Annotated in this window: 16 protein-coding genes and 1 pseudogene; 10 read left to right on the top strand and 7 right to left on the bottom strand. The window is 47.7% G+C overall.

All coding sequences use genetic code 11. The features are described 5' to 3' along the window. Nucleotides 1–177 precede the first annotated feature (177 nt). From M1P97_RS25290 to M1P97_RS25280, 3 genes are all read left to right on the top strand, one after another. On the top strand, nucleotides 178–1,833 hold the full coding sequence (locus M1P97_RS25290) for a glycoside hydrolase family protein (RefSeq protein WP_249390521.1): 1,656 nt from the start codon (nucleotides 178–180) through the stop codon (nucleotides 1,831–1,833). A 32-nt stretch (nucleotides 1,834–1,865) separates the two neighbouring features. Beyond that, on the top strand, nucleotides 1,866–2,576 hold the full coding sequence (locus M1P97_RS25285; protein WP_249390520.1) for a cupin domain-containing protein: 711 nt from the start codon (nucleotides 1,866–1,868) through the stop codon (nucleotides 2,574–2,576). Nucleotides 2,577–2,765: 189 nt separating this feature from the next. Further along, nucleotides 2,766–3,044: a hypothetical protein gene (locus M1P97_RS25280; protein ID WP_229058556.1), complete on the top strand. Its 279-nt coding sequence runs from the start codon at nucleotides 2,766–2,768 to the stop codon at nucleotides 3,042–3,044. A 6-nt stretch (nucleotides 3,045–3,050) separates the two neighbouring features. Here the strand turns inward: M1P97_RS25280 and M1P97_RS25275 are convergent, their stop codons facing one another. Both M1P97_RS25275 and M1P97_RS25270 read right to left on the bottom strand, forming a co-directional pair. After that, nucleotides 3,051–4,343, bottom strand: a complete 1,293-nt coding sequence (locus M1P97_RS25275) for a tetratricopeptide repeat protein (RefSeq protein WP_249390519.1) — start codon at nucleotides 4,341–4,343, stop codon at nucleotides 3,051–3,053. A 461-nt stretch (nucleotides 4,344–4,804) separates the two neighbouring features. After that, a complete protein-coding gene (locus tag M1P97_RS25270; RefSeq protein WP_249390518.1) occupies nucleotides 4,805–6,949 on the bottom strand; it encodes an outer membrane beta-barrel family protein in 2,145 nt (714 codons plus the stop codon). Between the two features lie 174 nt (nucleotides 6,950–7,123). Between M1P97_RS25270 and M1P97_RS25265 the strand changes: the two genes are divergently transcribed. Both M1P97_RS25265 and M1P97_RS25260 read left to right on the top strand, forming a co-directional pair. Then, nucleotides 7,124–8,584 carry a sensor histidine kinase gene (locus M1P97_RS25265; RefSeq protein ID WP_249390517.1) on the top strand — a complete coding sequence of 487 codons (1,461 nt, stop codon included), beginning with the start codon at nucleotides 7,124–7,126 and terminating at the stop codon, nucleotides 8,582–8,584. Between the two features lie 10 nt (nucleotides 8,585–8,594). Then, the gene (locus M1P97_RS25260; RefSeq protein WP_195373494.1) at nucleotides 8,595–9,266 is read left to right on the top strand and encodes a response regulator transcription factor; all 672 of its coding nucleotides are present in this window, start codon (nucleotides 8,595–8,597) and stop codon (nucleotides 9,264–9,266) included. A gap of 22 nt (nucleotides 9,267–9,288) precedes the next feature. Here the strand turns inward: M1P97_RS25260 and M1P97_RS25255 are convergent, their stop codons facing one another. The 3 genes and pseudogenes from M1P97_RS25255 to M1P97_RS25245 all read right to left on the bottom strand — a co-directional run bounded on the left by M1P97_RS25255 (nucleotide 9,289) and on the right by M1P97_RS25245 (nucleotide 10,678). Continuing rightward, nucleotides 9,289–9,528: a glucosaminidase domain-containing protein gene (locus tag M1P97_RS25255; RefSeq protein ID WP_249390516.1), complete on the bottom strand. Its 240-nt coding sequence runs from the start codon at nucleotides 9,526–9,528 to the stop codon at nucleotides 9,289–9,291. A 420-nt stretch (nucleotides 9,529–9,948) separates the two neighbouring features. Next, nucleotides 9,949–10,441: pseudogene (locus M1P97_RS25250) on the bottom strand (hypothetical protein); the annotation flags it as partial. A gap of 48 nt (nucleotides 10,442–10,489) precedes the next feature. Beyond that, nucleotides 10,490–10,678: a hypothetical protein gene (locus M1P97_RS25245; RefSeq protein ID WP_249390515.1), complete on the bottom strand. Its 189-nt coding sequence runs from the start codon at nucleotides 10,676–10,678 to the stop codon at nucleotides 10,490–10,492. Between the two features lie 13 nt (nucleotides 10,679–10,691). On the opposite strand from M1P97_RS25245, the gene M1P97_RS25240 reads away from it, so the two are divergent. The 5 genes from M1P97_RS25240 to M1P97_RS25220 all read left to right on the top strand — a co-directional run bounded on the left by M1P97_RS25240 (nucleotide 10,692) and on the right by M1P97_RS25220 (nucleotide 19,671). Continuing rightward, on the top strand, nucleotides 10,692–11,429 hold the full coding sequence (locus tag M1P97_RS25240) for a polyprenol monophosphomannose synthase (protein ID WP_129734095.1): 738 nt from the start codon (nucleotides 10,692–10,694) through the stop codon (nucleotides 11,427–11,429). 10 nt (nucleotides 11,430–11,439) lie between these two features. Further along, nucleotides 11,440–13,647, top strand: a complete 2,208-nt coding sequence (locus tag M1P97_RS25235) for a polysaccharide lyase 8 family protein (RefSeq protein WP_249390514.1) — start codon at nucleotides 11,440–11,442, stop codon at nucleotides 13,645–13,647. A gap of 104 nt (nucleotides 13,648–13,751) precedes the next feature. After that, the gene (locus M1P97_RS25230; protein WP_249390513.1) at nucleotides 13,752–16,907 is read left to right on the top strand and encodes a glycosyl hydrolase; all 3,156 of its coding nucleotides are present in this window, start codon (nucleotides 13,752–13,754) and stop codon (nucleotides 16,905–16,907) included. A gap of 64 nt (nucleotides 16,908–16,971) precedes the next feature. Beyond that, complete coding sequence (locus M1P97_RS25225) at nucleotides 16,972–18,312, top strand: dihydroorotase (RefSeq protein ID WP_249390512.1); 1,341 nt, start codon at nucleotides 16,972–16,974, stop codon at nucleotides 18,310–18,312. A 3-nt stretch (nucleotides 18,313–18,315) separates the two neighbouring features. Then, nucleotides 18,316–19,671 (top strand): MATE family efflux transporter, encoded by a 1,356-nt coding sequence (locus M1P97_RS25220; protein ID WP_249390511.1) that lies wholly within the window; start codon nucleotides 18,316–18,318, stop codon nucleotides 19,669–19,671. On the opposite strand, the gene M1P97_RS25215 is transcribed toward M1P97_RS25220, so the two are convergent. After that, entirely contained in the window at nucleotides 19,591–20,316 is a 726-nt protein-coding gene (locus M1P97_RS25215; protein ID WP_317243603.1) for a DnaB-like helicase N-terminal domain-containing protein, read from the bottom strand. The genes M1P97_RS25220 and M1P97_RS25215 overlap by 81 nt on opposite strands. A 181-nt stretch (nucleotides 20,317–20,497) precedes the next feature. Beyond that, the gene (locus M1P97_RS25210) at nucleotides 20,498–20,812 is read right to left on the bottom strand and encodes a hypothetical protein (RefSeq protein WP_249390509.1); all 315 of its coding nucleotides are present in this window, start codon (nucleotides 20,810–20,812) and stop codon (nucleotides 20,498–20,500) included. Nucleotides 20,813–21,833: the final 1,021 nt, after the last annotated feature.

Below are 21,833 nucleotides of genomic sequence, written 5' to 3'. Positions count from 1 at the left end.
TAACTATTCCTATTGTACTGAAAAGACAATACAACTGTACTGCGAAACCAGTACAGTTGTGCTGTTACCCTGCATAAACTACGCAAACCTTTGCGTAGTTTTTTTTCGTATAAGCGGCTGTATCCAAGCATCAAAAGTTATACATTTGATCCATTAAAAACTTAATTCTTATATACAATGAAACTCTATTCTTTCTTATTATGTGTATCTGCCGCCTTTTGTTTCGGTATTCAAAATACGCAAGCCCAGATCACCGAAAGACTACGTCCGGCAGAGTGGGATCACTTGGTTGAGGGAGCACGATTTATAGATCGTTTTCTTCCGATGCCTGTCGGAAAATTAAGTAGCGATGTCTGGGGGGCGAAAAATGTGATTCCCCGCTATGTAGATAACGGGATTGAAGATGATGTACGTTCCTATTGGGGGGGTAATATACTGAAAGATGATGCGGGGCAATTTCATTTATACGTCTGTGGCTGGCCCGAGAACTCTCCTAAAGGACATATGTTCTGGCCGAACTCTACGGTTTACCATGCGGTTTGCGACAATTCGATCGGTCCGTTTATCATCAAAGATACGATCGGTCCGGGACATAACCCGGAGGCTTTCCGGTTGAAAGACGGGCGCGTGGTAGTCTACGTCATCGACGGCTATTATCTGGCGGACGATCTGAACGGCCCGTGGACCCGTAAGAAGTTTGATTTCGACAAACGGGATCGCCCGATCATAGAAGGCCTGTCGAACCTTACCTTTGCCCAACGTGAAGATGGCTCTTACTTGATGGTCTGCCGTGGAGGTGGTTCCTGGATCAGCGAGACCGGACTTTCTCCATACAACCAGATCTCCGATAAACGGGCATATCCGCCGGTGAAAGGGGAGTTTGAAGACCCCGTTATCTGGCGCGACCATATACAATACCACCTGATTGTAAATGACTGGCTGGGACGTATCGCCTTCTATCAACGTTCGAAAGACGGTATCAACTGGGTGACGGATCCGGGCGAGGCTTACCTGCCGGGAGTCTCTTTCCATGAAGATGGTAAGGTAGAAGACTGGTTCAAATATGAACGGATCAAAATATTCCAGGATAAATACGGCCGTGCCATCCAGGCAAACTTTGCGGTAATCGACACGTTGAAGGTTGAGGATCTGCCGAACGATAACCACAGCTCCAAAAACATCAGTATCCCGCTGAATCCTGGCCTGTTACTGACCGTACTCGACACCAAACCTATCACGGATAAGACGAAAACAATACGTGTAAAGATCGCTGCTGAGGAAGGTTTTGATCCGCAGACGGATATCGATCTCAATTCCTTGCGTTTCGGTGCATCTACGGAAGTGAATTTTGGCAAAGGATGCAAAGTGCAAAATACAAAGAAAGAGGGGAAAGACCTGATCGTCACCTTTGATGCCAAAGGTCACGGAATAACTGCCGAAGAGTTCGCCCCTAAGTTACTGGGTAAAACAACTTCCGGTAAACTTCTGTACGGATATGCCCGCCTTCCCTGGGTGAGTTATAATGACCCGATCCTTTCTGCCCGGATGCCGGAATTTATCTCAGGCGGGCAGGATATAAAGATCGTCGTGGAAAACTTTGGCCAGGTAGCCTCCAAACCGGCCGTCCTCAAACTTGAACAACTTCAGGACGGGAACAGGAAGGAGATAGGACAGGCAAAGGTCGCCTCTCTTACCCCTTACGGCAAAACGAATGCGACGCTTTCCACTAAAACGAAGTTCGAGAAAGGAAAAGCATACGACTTCCTGCTGACCATCCGTACGTCGGATAATGTTGTTTCCACCTACAGCTTTCAAACATCCCCGGTGAAGTAAGCCTATCTGTAAATAATAAAATGAATACGATCATGAAAAAGTTATTCTTATGCTCCCTGGCACTGACAGCCCTGATAGCATGTAATCAGACCACATCGAAAGAACAGGCTGGAAACCCTGACGGACAGGAAGCGATTGCAGAAATAATCTCATTGAATTTTGAAAATGAAGATTTCTACACCGCAGACGGTCAGTTCGATGAGGAAGCCGCCAAGGACGCTGTCATCACGTTGATGAAATATTACAATTATCCTGTTACCGCCAAAACACGCGGACAAATCTGGGTCAGCGATTATGGCACCGGACGTTATGCTGAACTGGGATTGGCCTGTATCGGCTATGCCAACAGCCTGGATGACGGATATATGTTGCAGGACCTTTTCCTTTTACCGGGTCAGATGCTTCCCGAACACTGGCATGAAAAGATCAATAAATATCCTGCCAAACTGGAAGGCTGGCTGGTCAGGAACGGTAAAAGTTACATTGTAGGAGTGGGCGAGGATAACCTGGCGGATTACCCGGAAATCCAAATCCCTGCATGTCATGAGAACGGTACGGTCACCGTAAAGAATGTCACTCCAACCGGGGTTGGTGAGTTTGTTCCACTTAAACAGGTATTGACGCATCACTGGCAGTATGCCGGAGAAGAGGGCGCCATTATTACGGAAGTAGCCAACGGCCATGTCAACGAAGCCGTCCGTCATCTGGATAAGAAGATCAATGACCATTTCTTAAGTAAATAAGATTGATTTTAGGAAAAAGGCTTGGCAAGGAATGTTCTTTGTCAAGCCTTCTTATTTGTACCGGTATCCGATGTCCTTTCAGCTTCTTCCGCCGGGAACGTTAGTTTCCTGCCGACGGGACTGTAATTTCTGGTAGTTAGTGTTTTCTGGGCTCACCCTGCAGGTGAGGGTTTTGTGGGGCTTCAGCCGATGTCGTGGTGGTTCCCGGACGATAAGATCTTCCAGAAAGACCTGGCTAATCTGCCCGGCTTCCTGTCTCAGTTCTGTACCATGACATTGCCTTGGTATTACCTGAGCCGTCTGGAACGGGTTGCCTTTGTCGATGCCGTAGACATTTATTCCATATCCATGAATGAACCGACTCTGAAATCATCGGCAATACCTGTGGATAACGGATTTCTCAAGCTGACCTTAGGGAAAGGAGAGGCTGTTTCGATCGTTCCGGCAGGGCAGGTACTTACCCGATAAACGAATTCAAGTCCCTTTGAAGAATTCCTCTTCCCTGTAATACTGCAACCTCTCCTCGGCGGCTTCTTTCAGCTTTTGCATATAGCCGGATAGCTTTTCGCGACGGCTGATGCTGTTGAGGAAGAGTTTGTAGTATTTGACGGCATTCTTGTTGTCCTTCAGTAGATCGTAAGCATAGGCGATATGATTGAGGGTGACGGACGATTGCGGGCTATAAGACAGGGAGGTCTTCAATGCCACGATCTCTTCTTTCAACTCACGGCGCATGACGAACCCTTTAGCCAGTGTGTTATACAGAGAGAACATCAACGTACTGTCCGGCAGGATCAACTGGATCGCCTTCTCCGTAGCCTCGATCCCTTCGGTGGCATATCCCGGCATTTCAATCGCTGCGATACCCAGGTAAGTGAGTATCTGCGGATTCTTTTCCTTTGCTTTCTTATTGGCCTTGTCCAGACATTCGTAGGCTTTCTGCAGGCTGTCGTTCTTCAGGTAACAGAGACCCAGATAATAGTTTGTGTTAGCTGTGTTATCGCCCAGTTGCGAGAGGTTACGGTATTTTTCCAGGGCCTCCCGGAACTGTTCTTTCTGGAAATAGGCGAACGCATTGACTCGCTTGACAGGCAGATTCAGGGAATCCTGTCCGATGTACTTGTCGGTATAACGGATCGCTGCATCTACCGAATCCATTTCCAGATACAGGTTCGACAGGCGGAGCACTGCCGCATAGTCCGACGAATCCCTTTCCAGTGCCAGTTCGTACAGATAGAGGGCGGAATCCGGTTGTTCCGTTTTTCCGTAGCAATCGCCCAACAGGCGCAGGGCATACTGGGTGGTGTCTCCGGAAAGCATCGTTTCGGCAAGGGCTTTCGCTTCTGTGTATTGTTCGTTGCGGAAATAGAGCTGTCCCATTTTTGTCCGGATATAAGTGTTTTCGGGAGATAGCTTCAACGCCTTTCCGTATTCTTCCAACGCTTTGTTGTCGCTGTTCTGCATCAGGTAACAGTTGGCCCGTTCGATGTAGAGATTCATGTTCAGCGAATCCGCTTCGATCATTTCATCCAGCAGGCGGACTGCTTCACCGTATCGGTTCAGTTCCTTGTAGGCTGCCAGCTTCTTCCGTTGCAGGTCGGGAGAGAGTGAATCCAGTCGGCCGATAAGGTCGATTGCCTGTTGGTAGTTGTAATTGCTTATCGCTTCCTCGACGGCATGCAGAGGGGCATCCTGCGCTTGTACCGGAGAACCGTATGTGCACAGCCAGCAAAGGATAACGAATAAATAAAGGTTTCTTTGTCGCATATTTTATCAGATTTTCATGTTTCAATAATTATCAGTTTTGAATGTAGTGTCTTAGCTCAAATATGGCAGTTATTTTCACGAAAACTACTTATTCTTCTCCTTGAGATCCCCTTTTCAGGCCCTTTTACACCCGGGTTTGAACGATGCTAAGATCCGGGTGTGAAGGGTACTGGGACCCGGGTCTCAGAAAAGAAAAGTTCCTACTTCGCTGAAAATAAGTCATATACCCAGCCTGTTTTGTCAAGCTGTTTTATGATAGTATGATGGTTGAAAATGGAACTATCACACAAACTATCATAGTCTGTAAGCATTAGATTTCAATACGCAAGAAGTCAAAAATGATAGTATGACAGTTCTATTGGACAATATTCGTTTATGTATAAGTTCAATTCTTCCTATATTCGAACGCGAAGCCAAACTGTCACTTGTCACCTGTCACCTGAAAAAGGTGAAACCTTTTTCTATGTTCCGAACCGTGACGTATCCACCGCCTTTACCTTCTTCTCCTTGTAGCCGCCGAAGCTGTAACGGATCGTCAGCAAGACCGAACGATTGTCCTGAAACAGTTCCATGCGGCTCTTCTGACCCTGCCGGTCGATGTGGGTGAGCGGCTTTTGGCTGTTCAATAGGTCGTTGCCTTTGAGGGTCAGGCGGAGCTTCTGTTTGGGAAGCGTCCATACCAGGGCGGCATCCAGGCTGTAGAGCGGGTCGATATCGTAAAGGCCCTGTATTACCTTCGTACAGTAATAGCCGGTGAGGTCGAGGGAGAGGTTTTTGTCGTGGGTCAGGAAGATCGTGTTAGTCAACATGGCCCGCCCGAAGAGCTTCTTCCGGTCGAAACGGACATCGACCAGCGTCCCTTTGTCGTGGATACCGAAGCCCATCAGCGTCAGCCGCGAACTAAGCACCTCGCCGACACGGAAAGGAACGACCGCCATCAGTCCGAACATATTGTGCGTATCCAGGTTGATCGTATGGAAGACCGATTGCAGGCGGTCGGGCGACTGGTACGACATCTGTTGTATCTTATCCGGCTGGAAATTGGCGAAGGCCCCAAGCACATACTTGTTTTTGAGGATATAGGTCAGTTGCATCGAATAATTCAGCTCCGGTTTCAGTTCCGGATTACCTTTGATCACGCTGTAAACATTCATATAATAAGTATTCGGTGTAGTCGCCCAATAAGAAGGATACTTCCGGTTGCTCGATAAGGAGAACTGCAACATGTTGGATGGATCGATCCGGTAAACGACCGACAGGGCAGGGAAGAGGTCCGCCCTGTCCCATAACGTATTTTTCTTTCCCGCTGAGTCGATCGAAGCCTTATAATACCGGACGGTCAGCGAAGCATCCAGTGTCAGCTTCTTCCCGAACGACCGCGAGAAACCGCCGAAAGCGCCGACCGAATGTTCCCTCTGCGTCAGGTCGAATGTCCCTTCGCGCTCTTCCGTGTTGTCGAGCAACGCTTCCGCCTTGTTATCCGTCCCCGACAACGAAGCCTCCAGCCCGTAGGACAGTTTCCACTTGTTCGCGGTAACAACGAAATGGTTCAGGTAGATATTGGCCCGTTGCGTCTGCTGGTGGCTTTCGTTGCGCCTGTCCTGGTCGGTGTCGTCTTCAAAATTGTTGACCAGCTCCTGCAACGATTTATCTTTGTAGAAGGTATAATCGATACCCGCGTTCAGGTTCTTATGGCCGTTGTAATCGATGCGTGCACTGTGCAGGGAGGTCGGTCCGGTCGTCCGGCTGGCGGTGTTTACCGTTTCGATGCCTGTGAACTCCGTACGTCCGCCCCGGTGGGAAGCGGGGCCGTCCTGTGCATACCGTCCCGTGTAGGAAGCCGAGAGTTTGTCCTTGTTGTCGAAGTCATATTCGAAAGCACCTCGCAGGTTGTGGGCGATGCTTTTGTTCTCCGACCAGTTCTTTTGCAGGATATCATACCTCTGTCCGCCGATGGTCGGTTCCGCATGCATATCTTCCGTCGAGCGGCTGTGTCGGTAACCCGTCGAGTAGGAGAAGTCCGTCGTATATTTCTTTCCCGTGTACGACAGGTTCATCCTTCCCGAAGGAGAGAAATAATATCCTTGTTCTCCCGTCAGCGACACTTCCCCTTTCAGGATATCTTTCAGGCTTTTATCGTTCTCGATGACCAGGTTGATGGAGGCACCCTGTACACCGTATTGCGGCGGAGTACTGTACATCACTTCCACCTTTTTCACCTTATCGGAAGAGGTCGACTTCAGCATGTCGGCCAGCTGTTCCGGCGTCATGCTGCTTTTCCGGCCGTTGATGATGATCGTTGTACCCGATGTGCCGAGCAGCGAGATATTGTCGCCTTTCTTTTCCACGCCCGGCAGTTCTCCCAGGACATCGAACGCATTGTCCACCGGTTTGCTTTTCATCAGGTTGGGAATGTCGTACTGGAGTTTTCCTTCGCTCATCTTCACCAGCGGGCGTTCGGCTTTGACGAATACCTCCGGCAGTTCCAGCGTGATGCTGTCGTTCACCAGGATCGTTTCTTTGCCGTCAGTCTGCTTTTGCGCCGATAACCGGGCGGGCAGCGGGAGCAGGTTGGCTATCAATAACAGGTAATAGATTCTTTTCATGTTCTTGTGCTTTTCGTGATTTTTATACGAAAGGTAGAAAGGGCCCTGAACAGTTCCAAAAAACGCCTGCATTTGGTAAGACTAAATAACATTCGTCCGAAACTGTGTTATTTTGGTTTAAAGCGGCAGGCGGCAAGCCGGAGAATCCCTATATTTGTTTGCATGAAATCATCCATGAAATATATCATTGCACTGGTGATCGTGTCGTTATCCGGGATATTCGCCTACCAGTTGTTCTGGATCAACCGGCTGTACCATTCCCACCAGCAGCAGAACAGGGACTATATCATCGAGGCGATCCGCAATGCCGACCATATCGAACTGTTCAGCCGTGCCGACACCATCAGCCGGTTGGCGAACAAGCGTCGGGAGACCTTTTCGCAGGCCGACGACCGGGGAGGTATCGCCCTGACTACCCGTTTCCGGAGTAAGGACTCGGTACCGGCGACCGTCCGGATCGTCGAGAAAGAAGCCGGACTCCCCCTTATGCCCGAAGTGAATGCCGAGATGAAGAAAGTACTCGAAAGCGGCAAGGTCAGGGTAGGCGACGATTTCAGTTCGCTGGGCCAGCTGGGGTTGCAGATGCAACGCAGCCTCCACGAGGTGATCGATACGATCTTTCCCGTCGACCTGGCGAAGTTCGACAGCTTGCTGACCGCCGGTCTCCGGGAGAAAAACCTGCACCTCCGCCATTTCACGGAGATACGGTCTCTTGCCGACAGTACGGTGGTCGCCTCTTCCGTCCCCACTGGGGAAAACCCGGCGCATTACGACCGTTATACCTGGGAGTATACCACCTATCATCCGAAAGCCTATTATGTCTATGTGGAACCGACCCGGCTGGCTTCGCTGGCGGGAATGACGGGTATCCTGGTCTCTTCGTTTCTGATCCTGTTGATACTGGTGCTGTCGTTCGCCTACATGATCTGGTTCCTGCTCCACCAGAAGACGGTGGAGCAACTGAAAGACGACTTCACCCATAACGTGACGCACGAGTTGAAGACACCCATCGCCATATCCTATGCCGCCATCGAGTCGATCATCCATTATAACCTACTGGGAAATAAGGAGAAGGCCGATAAATACCTCCACCTTTGCCACGAGGAACTGGAACGGCTGGGCGGAATGGTCGAACAGATCCTGACCCTTAGCCTGGAAAAACGGAAAGAGATCCGCCTGGTGATGGAGGATATTTCGTTGAATGCCCTGATCGGTAAGATACTGGAACAGCAGAAGATCAAGTCGTCACGCCCTTTCCGTATCCGTGTGGAGTCTGTCCCGGAGGAAATAACTCTGAAAGCCGACCGTGTACATTTGTACAGTATCATCAGCAACCTGGTGGATAATGCCGTCAAATATGCGGACAAGGAACCGGAGATAACGATACGGGCGGAGGCTGCCGGAGGAAAGGTACAGCTGCGTGTGCAGGACAACGGCCCCGGTATTCCTGAAGAGTACCGCCGGCATCTCTTCGATAAGTTTTACCGGTTGCCTTCCAGCCGCCATTCGCAGGTGAAGGGCTACGGCATCGGACTCTTTTACGTGAAGACAATGGTGGAGAAGCATGGCGGGACGGTCACCGTAGAGAGCGTGTCCGGCCAGGGTTCCTGTTTTATAATCACATTACCGCAATAACCCCAAGCTTATGGATATTTTATTAGTAGAAGACGAAGTCTCCCTAGCCATGATCGTCAAAGACGCATTGGAAGAGGAAGGCTACGAAGTAACGGTAGCCCGCGACGGACTGGATGGGATAGAGCATTATTTCAAAGAGCATCCGGCACTGATTATTGCCGACGTGATGATGCCGGAGGTGGATGGTTTCGAGATGGTGCGCCGTATCCGCCGGATGGATAAGGAGGTGCCTGTCCTGTTCCTCAGTGCCCGTTCGTCGGTAGACGATATCGTGCAAGGGTTCGAATTGGGGGCGAACGACTACCTGCGGAAGCCTTTCAGCCTGCGCGAACTGATTGTCCGGGTGAAGGCATTGATCGTCAAGAACAAGGCTGAGCCTGTCGCCGTCGCGTATCACGAAATCGGGTTGTACACGTTTTATCCGTCTACGCAGACGTTGGAGGCAGGCGGTGAATCGGTCGAGCTTTCCTTCAAGGAGTCGGAGTTGCTCCGGTTGCTTTGCGAGAGCGGGAATCTTCCGGTCAACACCAAGGATATCCTATTGGAACTCTGGGGGAACGACAGCTTCTACAATGCCCGTAGCTTGCATGTGTTCGTCACGAAGCTCCGGCATAAACTGGAAAAAGACCCCCGGATCAAGATACTGAATGTCCGGGGGATCGGGTATAAGCTGGTCAGATGACAAGGTGTACTACGCCGGATGTTTATGAGAGATATATTTTGTACAGGTAGCCGATTATTGGTTGATGAATAAGTTGTTTGCAAGCCTGCCGGCCGACTGTCGTTGGAGCGAACAGGTTGTTATGTTCCCTGGCGAGTACGCTTTCGCCCCAGCCCGATTCGATGGCGGCCTGTGTCAGGATAACGATGGGGTTGATCTGGTATTTCCCGCCTGCCTCCGAAGCATCGGAGAGATAGAGACGGATGAATTCTTGTTTTGTCATGATCGAATGAAGTTGTTGATAGTAATTTATTGGTGATGAATGTTTCTGTTATTGTCAGAATTGGGCTATCATTGAAGCTATCCCCTTATCAAAGAGACTTCGCCATTACAGGTTCATTTGCCGTCTGCTTTAGCTGACGGATTACAAGTTGTTTATCCTTTTTTGGCTTTAGCCACATTTCTCTTAACAGAGAGTGTGTGTTTAAAATGGGACTAAAGTCCAATGAAATAGATCATTTACTAATCCGTCAGTTAAAACTGACGGCAAATAAACCTGTAACTAAGCCTGCCTTATTAAGGACAGTTAGCCGGTGGGCACATAAGCTCATATCCTGCTATAATAGCTCAATTATTTCTAACATCCGAGCGCGAAGCCCAATTATTCATTATTAATTATTAATTGAAAAGGTTTCACATTTTTCTATAACTTCTCTATCTCCTCTACCGGCAATCCTGTACACTTACCGATATCGGATATACTTATCCCCATACGCTTCATGTTGCCTGCTGTTTGGCTTTGCCTTTGGCAAGTCCTTCGAGCCGTCCTTCCCACTTGGCGGTATCGAGGACATCATTCTGGATCATGATCGCGTTCAGATGTTCATCGTATGCATGGCGCTCACTCGACGACATGGAGTAGTTGTATCGGGACGGATCGTGCCGTCTTTCAGGTATGTGATCCATTCGTCGAGCGGTGTTGTAGCCACTTTGTCGAATTCGTTTACGCGGATCAAGATATATTCCGGAAAGATTTCTGCCGGCAGGCGAGTGATGACAGCGTCACGATCGCGCGCGTTGATACGCAGACAGTCGCCGGTATGCACACCGGTGAAGTGGTTCTGACCATGATAGATATAATCCGTTCCCACGCCGAGGTCGAAATAAAGGATACTGATGGAGTAGACTTTTTTCACATTCAAATTAAATTTATATCCCTTCAACAGTAGCTTGAATAATCTCGCTTAGTAACGGTTTATTTTGTATCGCTCCATTTCCGGATATTCGGTATCCTTTTCCTTGTTTCTTTTTTCTTCGGATGGAGATGGAGCAAAGCCTTTTAAGAAGGATTTATCTCCTGCAAGCGTAAATTTCAATAAAATTAGGGCATAATCGACAAATAGTTTGTAGTTTTGTGCTTCATAGTTGATCATAAATAATTCGTATATGTCAGACAGTATTGTAATTATTCCTACTTATAACGAGAAAGAGAATGTTGAGAATATTATCCGTGCGGTGTTTGGGTTGGAAAAAGAGTTTCATATTTTGATTATAGATGATGGTTCTCCCGACGGTACGGCGGATATTGTGAAGCGTTTGCAGAAAGAATTTCCCGAACGTCTTTTTATGGTGGAAAGACAAGGTAAGTTGGGATTGGGTACTGCTTACATCTGTGGTTTTAAATGGGCGATCGAACATAAGTACGATTTCATCTTCGAAATGGATGCCGACTTTAGTCATAACCCGAATGATCTTCCTAAATTATATGCTGCCTGCACGGAGCAGGGAGGCGATGTCGCTATCGGTTCGCGTTACAGCAATGGCGTAAACGTGGTGAACTGGCCGCTCGGTCGCGTTCTGATGTCTTATTATGCATCTGTATATGTCCGTTTCGTTACCGGGATGAAGGTGCAGGATACGACAGCCGGTTTCAAATGTTACCGTCGCGAAGTGCTTGAAACGATTGATCTCGATCATATTCATTTTAAAGGATATGCTTTCCAGATCGAGATGAAGTTTACCGCTTATAAGTGCGGTTTCAAATTGGTGGAAGTACCTATTATCTTCATTAACCGTGTATTGGGAACGTCGAAAATGAACTCTTCCATCTTCGGGGAGGCGTTGTTCGGTGTGCTTAAGCTGAAGTGGTGGAGCCTGTTTCGTAAGTATCCGCAGAAGAAATAGGAGGATACTCATGAAACTCTTTAGAAACACCTTATTGTTATCCGCACTTTTGTTTTTGTCTGTGAATGTGTTTTCGCAGACATCCGGTGAAGAGCTGGAACATATCCGGCAAAACTATATCCAATCTTTAATCGACTCCAACGATGATTCCGACCTGTTGAACCGTATCCTGGCAGGTATTCCGCCTGAGACGGAAATGTCGGACCAGGTGGTTATTGAACTGCATCAGCGGTATCCCTTCAACATGGAGGAGATAAAAGGCTATATGGAACAGATCAATGAAGACGGCTCCTGGCCGGATATCAATTATGCGGATACAAAACGTAGCGGATGGGATGCAAAGAAGCATGCCGACCGTGTGTTGGAACTGGCTAAATTATATCATGCCGAAGGACCATCCTGCACCTGGTCGCCCCGTTTTTCGACAGTGATCCATCAGGCACTCGATTATTGGTTTCGTACGAAGCCGGTCTGTAAGAACTGGTGGTATAATGAGATCGGTATTCCCAAGACTTTCGGTCCGGCTTTTATCCTGCTTCGTACGCAGATGACACCAGCCGAACAGAAGGAGGCTGTCAAGGTGATGGACAACGCACGCTTCGGTATGACAGGACAAAATAAAGTATGGCTGGCCGGAAACGTATTGATGAAAGGGCTTTTGCTGGACGATTATGAATTGGTGAAGGCTGCCCGCGATACGATCGTTTCCGAAATAACCACCGGACGCGAGGAGGGGATCAAGGGAGACTGGAGTTTCCACCAGCACGGGCCGCAGCAGCAATTCGGCAACTATGGGTTGGCCTATCTTTCGGAGATGAGTTTCTATTCGGGACTGTTTGCCGGGACATCATTTGCCTTGAATGCCGAACAGCAATCTATCCTGAATAACCTGCTGACGGAAGGTTACCGCTGGATCATCTGGCGTGGCTATATGGATGTGAATGCGCTCGACCGCCAGTTGTTCCATAATGCTCCCATCCACAAGGCTCTTGCTATGGGGAATGCTGCAAACTCGCTCCGGAGAGGAAGTTCTCCTGCCGATGCAGGGAAGCTACAAGCTTTCCTCGACGATAATTTCCCTCCGCAACAACCCCGGGGAACAGCCTTTACCGGACAGAAACATTTCTGGGACTCGGACCAGACCATTCACCGTGCACCGAAGTGGATGGCTTCCATAAAGATGGCTTCTGAGCGGGTGATCGGGACGGAGCTTGTCAACGAAGACAATCTGAAAGGTTTCTATATGGGCGACGGTGCCACTTATATCTATCGTAACGGGGATGAATATATGAATGTTTTCCCTTTCTGGGATTGGCGTAAAATACCGGGTATAACTTCTTACGAGAGTGACGCACCGGTTCCGTCTCCACGTAGCTATGGTGCACATACTCGTAATGAAACGGCTTTTGTCGGAGGCGTTACCGATGGCTGCACAGGTATGACGGCTATGATCTTGAACCGTGACGGCCTTAACGCCCGTAAATCGTGGGTGATTACCGATGATTTCATGTTATGCCTGGGAGCCGGTATCCAGTCGGACAGTACGCTGAATATAACAACTTCCATCGATCAGCGGAAGAAGCGGGGAGATTTGTCTTACTTCGAGAACAACCGCTGGAACCCGGTGAACGGTACGATTACCGCCAGCGGAAAGGCGTTGCGTTTCTTCCACGATAGCATTGGTTATATCCTGATGCAACCGGAGAACTGTGTGGCAATCTCAGAAAAGCGTTCCGGACGCTGGGCTGACTTTATGGGTTCATACACGCCGCAGACGGTGGAAGGAGAGGTGATATCTCTGTATATTCGTCACCAAAAGCAGGCTCCGGCCTCTTACCAATACCTTGTCCTGCCGGCTTCTTCCGCCGAACGAACGGCTTCTTTCCGCACGGAAGATATCCGTATACTTCGTAACGATGCCTCTATACAGGCTGTGGCAATACCTGGTTATTATTATATTACCGCTTACGAAGAAGGGACGATCTGTCTGGCTGTCGATCTGTCGCTGGAAATAAAAACACCGGGTATTTACAAGATCGAAGAGAAAGACGGTAATATTCGTATCGATGCTGCCGATCCTACCCATACACAATCCTCTTTCTCTGTGAAGATCAACGATTATGACCTGAAGATAATCGTGCCATCCGGTCATGCTCCGGGGCAAAGTATCTCCGTAACCTATGCGGCGACAAGGACCTTGGCTCAATGTCAGAATTGAAAGATATATTGTCATTTTTATAAGCAGTCAGGGAGGATATAAGGTTTATTTTTGTCTGTATAAATGCTCTCCGGAGTTTATTGTTATCTGTAAATTGATGGACTATGACGAAAATAACACTTCTATCCTCCCTTGCCATTGGGGCTTGTCTGAGTTTTCTTTCCTGTAATAAAGGAGATATATCGGAGAACTATGCTTCTTTTGCCGATATCGAACAAGGTTTCCGTACGATCCCCGACAGCACACAGATCGGTGTTTACTGGTACTGGATCTCAGACAATATATCAAAAGAAGGTGTCGAACGGGATCTGGAAGCGATGAAGGTAGCCGGGATAAACCGTGCGTTTATCGGTAACATCGGTATAGACGGCATTGATTATGGCGATAATAAATTGTTAAGTTCCGAGTGGTGGGAGATATTGCATGCGGCATTGAAGAAGGCCACGGAGCTGGATATCGAGATAGGGATATTTAATAGTCCGGGATGGAGCCAGTCCGGGGGGCCTTGGGTGAAAAGTTCACAAGCCATGCGTTATCTTACCTCTGCCGATACGATTGTAACCGGGCCTAAGCGTATGCAACTGGTTTTACCCTCTGTGGGAAAAGACGAACAGGATGTATGCGTTATCGCTTATCCTTCGTCGGGTAAGGCAGTAACGGAAAAGAGTTGGACCATAAATAAGAAGTCCGGGCAGCAGACTTCCTCCGTCTTGATCTTCGATGGAGAAGAAACTATACGTACGTTAATCTATCAGGCTAACACTCCTTTTAAAACAACCGCAAAACTGTGGGTTAAAAAGGGAGGGCAGGAAAAACTGGTACGGCAGTTCACCATCGACCGGAGTAATCCGGCTCTAAATGTGGGCTTTATTCCTTACGCTCCCGTCGTTATCTCTCTTCCGGAAATCACCGCTTCGCAGTTTCGTCTGGAGATGTCCGCCGAGGGAGACGGTGCAGGGGAAGTGACACTTTCTTCTTCTTCGATGGTAGAGCGTTATCCAGAAAAGTCGTTGGCCAAGATGTTCCAAACCCCACTGCCTATGTGGGATGATTATCTCTGGGAGAAACAGCCGGCTGTGAACGATGCTTCTTTACTGGTTTCTCCGGAGGCGATCAAAGACTTGACCGCTTTCGCCCGAGAAGGGGTATTGGACTGGGAAGTACCTGAAGGAGACTGGGTGATCCGCCGGATGGTTATGCTGCCGACAGGTGTAACGAACTCCCCGGCAGCTCCCGAAGCAACCGGGCCTGAGATCGATAAGATGAGCCGGGAACATGTGGCTTTCCATTTCGACGCCTTTATCGGCGAGATATTGAAACGTATCCCGGAAGCCGACCGGAAAAGTTTTAAAGTCGTAGTACAGGATAGTTATGAAACCGGAGGACAAAACTGGACAGATGATATGATTGCTGTTTTCAAAGAACGCTACGGATATGATCCGGTTCCTTACCTTCCGGCCTTGAATGGGGTCGTAGTTGGAAGTCCCGATATATCAGACCGTTTCCTATGGGACTTGCGGCGGTTGGTGGCCGACCGCGTTTCTTACGATTATGTAGGTGGCTTGCGAGATGTTTGCCATCAATACGGATTGACAACCTGGCTGGAGAATTACGGGCATTGGGGATTCCCGGGTGAATTCCTGCAATATGGCGGACAGTCTGACGAGATAGCCGGAGAGTTCTGGAGTGAAGGTTCGCTGGGAGATATCGAGAACCGGGCTGCCTCTTCCTGCGGACATATCTATGGGAAGAAACGGATCTGGGCCGAGTCGTTTACCAGCGGTGGGCCAGCCTTCAGCCGTTATCCTTACCTGATGAAGCAACGTGGGGACCGTTTCTTTACGGAAGGAATAAACAGTACTTTATTGCATCTGTTTATTCATCAGCCGTTTGAAGACCGTGAACCGGGATTGGATGCCTGGTTCGGAAACGAATTTAACCGGAAGAATACCTGGTTCAGCCAGATGGATGTTTTCATCGAATATCTGAAAAGATGTAATTTCATGCTGCAACAAGGCCAATATGTAGCAGATGTAGCCTATTTCATCGGAGAAGATGCTCCCAAGATGACCGGCGTTTGTACACCGGAACTCCCGACAGGGTATTCGTTCGACTATATCAATGGAGAAGTTCTGTTGGAACGTGCAACAGTGGAAGGTGGCAACATCGTTTTACCGGGTGGAATGAAATATCGTCTGCTTGTTTTGCCTCGGTTGGAAACAATGCGTCCGGAAGTACTACGGAAGATAAAGGAGTTGTTGTTGGCCGGAGCCTGCATCATGGGACCTGCCCCTGCCTGTTCTCCCAGCCTGAGTAATTATCCGGCAGCCGACCGGGAAGTAAAATCTTTGGCTGCTGAACTTTGGGGCAGCCAAACGGAACCAGTGCGTACTATCGGAAAGGGACGTTTATTTATGCCGTCCACCTCTTTACAGCCTGTATTGGATGCTCTGGATATAAAAGCCGATTTAAGCGTTGCTTCGGATAGTCCTGTTTTGTTTATTCATCGTGCGACACAGGCAGGTGATATTTATTTCATTTCTAACCAGAGTGAAAACCCGATTGAGATAAGTCCTTCCTTCCGTGTGACCGGTAAAATACCGGAACTTTGGAATCCGTTGACGGCAGAGATACGTAGCCTGCCTGAGTTTACTTGTTCCGGTGGAGCTACAACTGTCCCTATACGTCTGGATGGTTATGAAAGTTCATTTATTGTTTTCCGTAAGAAAGGTGCTCCCGGGGAAACGACTGCCCGGAATTATCCGCGTAAAGAGATACTTGCCGCAATAACTTCTCCCTGGCAAGTCGCTTTTGAAAAGGGGAAAAGAGGACCGGAAGGAACTGTTGCTTTCCCGGAACTACAGGACTGGGCAATGCATGCCGACCCTTCTATCCGTTATTTCTCAGGAAAAGCAGTCTACACCAACCGGATCACACTGGATGAATTACCCCAGAAAGCACTTTACCTGGATCTGGGAAAAGTGATGGTGATGGCGAAAGTAAAGATCAACGGACAATATGCCGGTGGTGTCTGGACAACGCCTTACCGCCTGCCTGTCGGGGAGTTTCTGCAAAAAGGAGAAAACCTGATCGAAGTGGAAGTGGTGAATAACTGGATGAATCGTTTGATCGGCGATGATGCATTACCTGAAAAAGAACGTGCAACCTGGACAAACGTGAATCCCTGGAAATCCGACTCACCTCTGCAATCGTCCGGTTTGCTCGGTCCGGTAGAAATTCAGGCTTATTCTTATGAATAACCGCTCCGGCTTGTATTGTTTTTGAATAGAATCATGTACATTTGTGACAATAAACACAAAATATATGAATAAAATTCTGATAAAAAACGCTTGCATCATTAACGAGGGACGCATGTTTAAGGGATCAGTCCTCATTGATGGAGATAAGATAGCCGAAGTTGTTGAAGGAACTGTTCCTGAAACGACAGGAAACGTACAGGTAATCGATGCCGAAGGAAAACTTCTGTTGCCGGGCGCTATCGACGACCAGGTGCATTTCCGCGAACCGGGCCTGACGCACAAGGGAGACATCTCCAGTGAAAGCCGTGCCGCCGTAGCCGGTGGTATAACGACCTTTATGGATATGCCCAACACCAAGCCGCAGACAACTACCGTCGCCGATCTGGAATGGAAGTTACAACGAGGTGCGGAAACCTCGGCTGCCAACTATTCTTTCTTCTTCGGAGGGACGAACGATAACATGGATGAGATCCGTAAACTGGATCGTAGCCGTGTACCGGGATTGAAGCTCTTTCTCGGTTCCTCAACGGGAAATATGCTGGTAGATAAAAAAGAAAGTCTCGAACGTATCTTCGGCGAAGCGGATATGCTGATTGCCATCCATGCGGAAAAAGAGGAAGTGATCAAACGCAACCTGACCTATTACACCGGACTGTTTGGCGAGGATCTCGATATATCCTACCATAGCAAGATCAGAAGCGAAGAGGCTTGTTATGCATCCTCTTCGGAAGCGGTAGAATTGGCAACGCGCCTGAATTCACGTTTACATATTCTCCATCTGTCTACCGCCAAAGAGTTGACATTGCTGAGTAACGCAATTCCTTTGAGTGAAAAGAGAATTACAGGTGAGGTATGTGTGCACCATCTCTGGTTTCACGATGGCGATTATGCTAAGTACGGTAACCGGATCAAATGGAACCCTTCCATCAAGACGCTGGCCGACCGTATCGCTTTGCGTGATGCCGTTAAGAATAATACGATCGATATCGTGGCAACCGATCATGCTCCGCATTTATTGTCGGAGAAGGAGGGAAGTTGCCTGAAAGCTGCTTCGGGTGGTCCGTTGGTACAACATTCACTGGTGGCTATGCTCGAAATGGTAGCTGAAGGTTGCTTTACGTATGAAAAGGTGGTGGAGAAGATGGCGCATATGCCGGCAGAACTATTCCATATCGACCGTCGCGGATATATTCGTCCGGGTTATTATGCCGACCTTGTACTGGTCGATCCGGATAAGAGCTGGACAGTTGCTCCCGAAAATATAATGTATAAATGCGGCTGGTCGCCTTTTGAAGGAACGACGTTCCATCACAGTGTTTCCCAAACATTCGTGAACGGAGAGCTGGTTTATGACAATGGCAACATCAATGATGCCGTTCGGGGAATGGAAGTCCGGTATATTTGATTCATGAATAATATATACGAAGAGCGGCTGGGTACCGATAGGATGTTGCCGCTTGTTTTCCGGATGGCACTTCCTGCGGTAATTGCCCAGATGGTCAATTTGCTTTATAATATAGTAGACCGCATTTATATCGGCCATATTCCCGGAATAGGAACTCCGGCGTTAGCCGGTATCGGTGTGGCAGGTTCTATTATTATCCTGATCTCCGCTTTTTCTGCTATCGTGGCCGGTGGAGGTGCTCCGCTTGCTGCTATTGCACTCGGGCAGGGGAATCGTCAGCAGGCCGGAAGGATACTCGGGAATGGTTTTGTCCTGTTATTATTATTCACCGTCCTGACATCCAGTCTGTCATATATATTCATGGAGCCGATACTGTTGTTTACCGGCGCATCCGAACAAACGCTGGGGTATGCGACAGACTATCTTTCGATCTATCTTATCGGTACCTTGTTTGTCGAGATATCGGTCGGTTTGAATACTTTTATCAATACGCAGGGACGTCCTGCCATAGCGATGTGGTCGGTGGTGATTGGTGCCATACTCAATATCCTGCTCGATCCGCTTTTCATTTTTGTATTCAATATGGGGGTGAAAGGTGCAGCCCTGGCCACTATTATCTCGCAGGCCGCCACTGCTATCTGGGTATTGTCGTTCCTGACTTCTTCCCGTGCTTCCCTGCGGCTTGAAGTCAATTATATGAAACCGGATAAAAAGGTGATCGGGGCTATACTGGCACTCGGCGTTTCCCCTTTTATTATGGCAAGTACCGAAAGCCTGGTCGGTTTCGTTCTGAACGGGACACTTAAGACGTTTGGGGATATTTATGTGAGTGCATTGACTGTCATGCAGAGCTCCATGCTTTTTGTAAGTGTGCCGCTTACCGGGTTTGCCTTGGGTTTTGTACCCATAGTGAGTTATAATTACGGACATGGAAACAAGAAGCGGGTAAAGGAATGTTTCAAGATAGCGATGATCTTTATGTTTCTGTTCAACTTAATTTTGATGTTGATGATGATCTTGTTCCCGTCGGTTATCGCTTCTGCTTTTACGTCAGACCAGGAACTGATACAAACAGTAACGGAAGTGATGCCTGTCTTTTTAGCGGGAATGACCATTTTCGGTTTGCAACGTGCCTGTCAGAATATGTTCGTTGCCCTTGGGCAGGCCAAGATTTCTATCTTTATCGCATTACTTCGTAAGGTCTTTCTACTTGTCCCGCTGGCCCTGATCTTACCACGTTTCATGGGGATGATCGGCGTTTATTCGGCGGAGGCTATATCAGATGCGACGGCAGCTATTTGTTGTACGATTATTTTTGCCATACAGTTTCCGAAGATATTGAATAAGATGGCTGTATAGTAAGAAAATGTTTTGAATTTGTTTTTTTGTTCGGTTTTTGACAGATGTGAATGTTTCAATTATTGTCAGATATGAATGTAGTGTCGTTTTCCCCATCGAAGGACGTCCGGCCAGTACCTGCCGGCTCACGTCGCCTGCCTCGCGGGTGGTACTGCTTACGGCGAAAAAGTCTTCCAGCTTCTGCACCCCTTTGTGGATGCCGCCCAGGAGCGACACCACATCGACTGCCGGGTCGTGCGCCTTCAACGTATGCTCCTGCATGTCCGCACAAAGGCGGCGCAACACCCAACAGCGGATCACCGAGGCGGCATAGGTACGGATATGTGCTGCGTTGCGAACGGTCAGCATCCGGTCGGCAATAAATTCCAGCCCGTTCAGTTCCGTAGCCCGTGTAGGGTCGAGCAGGCGCATTTCCTCTTCGATACTCAATATGTCGATATCGGCTTCGTGGTCGTACAGGGCCGTCATGGCACGGTACACCAGGCGGTAGGAGGGGTTGGTGAACATATCCGGCAAAAGGCGTTGTGTCACGTCGGCAATGGCTCCGCTCTGGGCGATAACGGCCATGATGACGGCCAGTTCCATCTCTTCCGATGCCGGTACGGGGGGAGGAAGGGGGTGTTGAAATGTGTTTTCCTGTTTTATGATTGTCTTTTATTTAGGTTCCACATGCTGTTTATTTCCCGAACGATCTCAGAATGATCTTTCGAACGCTCTCTTTAATATAATAAGACTTATCTCTTTATTAAGACATAAAGGAGTTTACGCTTTTCATTTACAAACATACAACAGGGGAGGGTAATCCGTATAACCGTATTTTGGGGTGTCAAGGAGCTGATAATAAGTGCTGTATTGTTTGGAAAATGTCCTCATACTGCGGATTTTTGTTTTTAAGCCGGTTGATCATCCCTGCCTGGTCGTAATTAGTATCGAGGATGCAGACCAATATGCGGGCAAGTCGTTTGATGGTCATCTTGCCCAGGTAGCCCGATAAGCGTGCGGCGTTCATCATTTCGATCAGGAATTGTTCCCATCCCTTGGTTTGTATGCGCAGATGATCGGGTAGAACCTCACTGCACCCGGAATTGTCGGCCAGTTCGTGGGCGAAAGTCTCGAAAAAATTATTTTTAAAGGCTAACATCCTCTTTTCTGGATATTTAAGGCTTAATAGATAGCTGGCAGTCTCGTTAAGTACCTTTTTTCTGTCAGTTTGATGTTTCAGGTATTGTTTGTAGGCTTTAAATGATACCTTGTTTTCATCAAAAAAAGTTTGCTGTTTTTGCGTTGTTTATGATTTTGTAAAATTGATGGGAGAGGTGTTTGGTATGGATATGTTATTCTGTCGACAAAAGTTCGAATACCGGTTCTGGTATGCTATAAGCCTGTTTAAGACAATTGTGTCACCGATTTGTCACTAAAGTGATAGGGACACAACGCTACTATGCTGTCGAAATGAATACCATATATTGTTGCTTATTATTTGCAGAGAGGAGACTTTGAGGAACGGAATGTCCGTTGCAAATATAATTTATTTTTATTATCCGTAAAAAAAAACGAACTACGAAAAATACTGCCGAAAGGGGAGGTTGAACGTTTAAAAAAAGGGAGAAGTCTTAGAAGAACTATGTTCATTCAAAAAGAAGAGATCCTTGCAACGATCAGCATTTAATATATATTCACACCCGGATGGGAAAGTCTTATTGCATATATAAGAATGAATAGGAAGTGGTGAAATGTTATTACTCAGTCGATAATAATATCAAATTATTTCCTGAAAGACTTGTTTATTTCATAATTTTCATTTATATTTGCATTGTTATATAAAATATTAATCTATCGGTAAAATGATTTTATCTGCTATTCTGAGAGAGGAAAAGCTAATTTACCGATAAACTAAGCATCAAATTCTGGATCATATTTCAATTAAAAGATACTTAGTTTATACCCTACTTTTAATTAGGGTTATATATATACATGGTAAGATTGTGATAATCAACAGTTTTGGTATATATATTATTATATATCAAAAAAGTGTCATAGTTCTTCTAAGACTATGTCGATAAAATAAAAACAGCATAAATATCTAGTTAATCTAAATTAAAACAAGTGTGTCTATGAAGAAGCGATTTACAATTACTATGCTATTCTTCTTTGCAAGTATA

It is taken from the genome of Parabacteroides leei (genome assembly GCF_023369805.1).
Classification (GTDB): Bacteria; Bacteroidota; Bacteroidia; order Bacteroidales; family Tannerellaceae; genus Parabacteroides; species Parabacteroides leei.
Note: the sequence above shows the minus strand (reverse complement) of the source record. Positions and strands in the feature narration are given on the sequence as shown.

Bases quoted from the DNA above. Each gene is read 5' to 3' on its own strand.
- M1P97_RS25290 (WP_249390521.1), top strand. From the start codon at position 178: ATGAAACTCTATTCTTTCTTATTATGTGTATCTGCCGCCTTTTGTTTC.
- M1P97_RS25265 (WP_249390517.1), top strand. From the start codon at position 7,124: ATGAAATATATCATTGCACTGGTGATCGTGTCGTTATCCGGGATATTC.
- M1P97_RS25260 (WP_195373494.1), top strand. From the start codon at position 8,595: ATGGATATTTTATTAGTAGAAGACGAAGTCTCCCTAGCCATGATCGTC.
- M1P97_RS25245 (WP_249390515.1), bottom strand. From the start codon at position 10,678: ATGATCAACTATGAAGCACAAAACTACAAACTATTTGTCGATTATGCC.
- M1P97_RS25270 (WP_249390518.1), bottom strand. From the start codon at position 6,949: ATGAAAAGAATCTATTACCTGTTATTGATAGCCAACCTGCTCCCGCTG.
- M1P97_RS25235 (WP_249390514.1), top strand. From the start codon at position 11,440: ATGAAACTCTTTAGAAACACCTTATTGTTATCCGCACTTTTGTTTTTG.
- M1P97_RS25255 (WP_249390516.1), bottom strand. From the start codon at position 9,528: ATGACAAAACAAGAATTCATCCGTCTCTATCTCTCCGATGCTTCGGAG.
- M1P97_RS25275 (WP_249390519.1), bottom strand. From the start codon at position 4,343: ATGCGACAAAGAAACCTTTATTTATTCGTTATCCTTTGCTGGCTGTGC.
- M1P97_RS25220 (WP_249390511.1), top strand. From the start codon at position 18,316: ATGAATAATATATACGAAGAGCGGCTGGGTACCGATAGGATGTTGCCG.
- M1P97_RS25240 (WP_129734095.1), top strand. From the start codon at position 10,692: ATGTCAGACAGTATTGTAATTATTCCTACTTATAACGAGAAAGAGAAT.
- M1P97_RS25280 (WP_229058556.1), top strand. From the start codon at position 2,766: ATGTCGTGGTGGTTCCCGGACGATAAGATCTTCCAGAAAGACCTGGCT.
- M1P97_RS25210 (WP_249390509.1), bottom strand. From the start codon at position 20,812: ATGTTAGCCTTTAAAAATAATTTTTTCGAGACTTTCGCCCACGAACTG.
- M1P97_RS25285 (WP_249390520.1), top strand. From the start codon at position 1,866: ATGAAAAAGTTATTCTTATGCTCCCTGGCACTGACAGCCCTGATAGCA.
- M1P97_RS25225 (WP_249390512.1), top strand. From the start codon at position 16,972: ATGAATAAAATTCTGATAAAAAACGCTTGCATCATTAACGAGGGACGC.
- M1P97_RS25230 (WP_249390513.1), top strand. From the start codon at position 13,752: ATGACGAAAATAACACTTCTATCCTCCCTTGCCATTGGGGCTTGTCTG.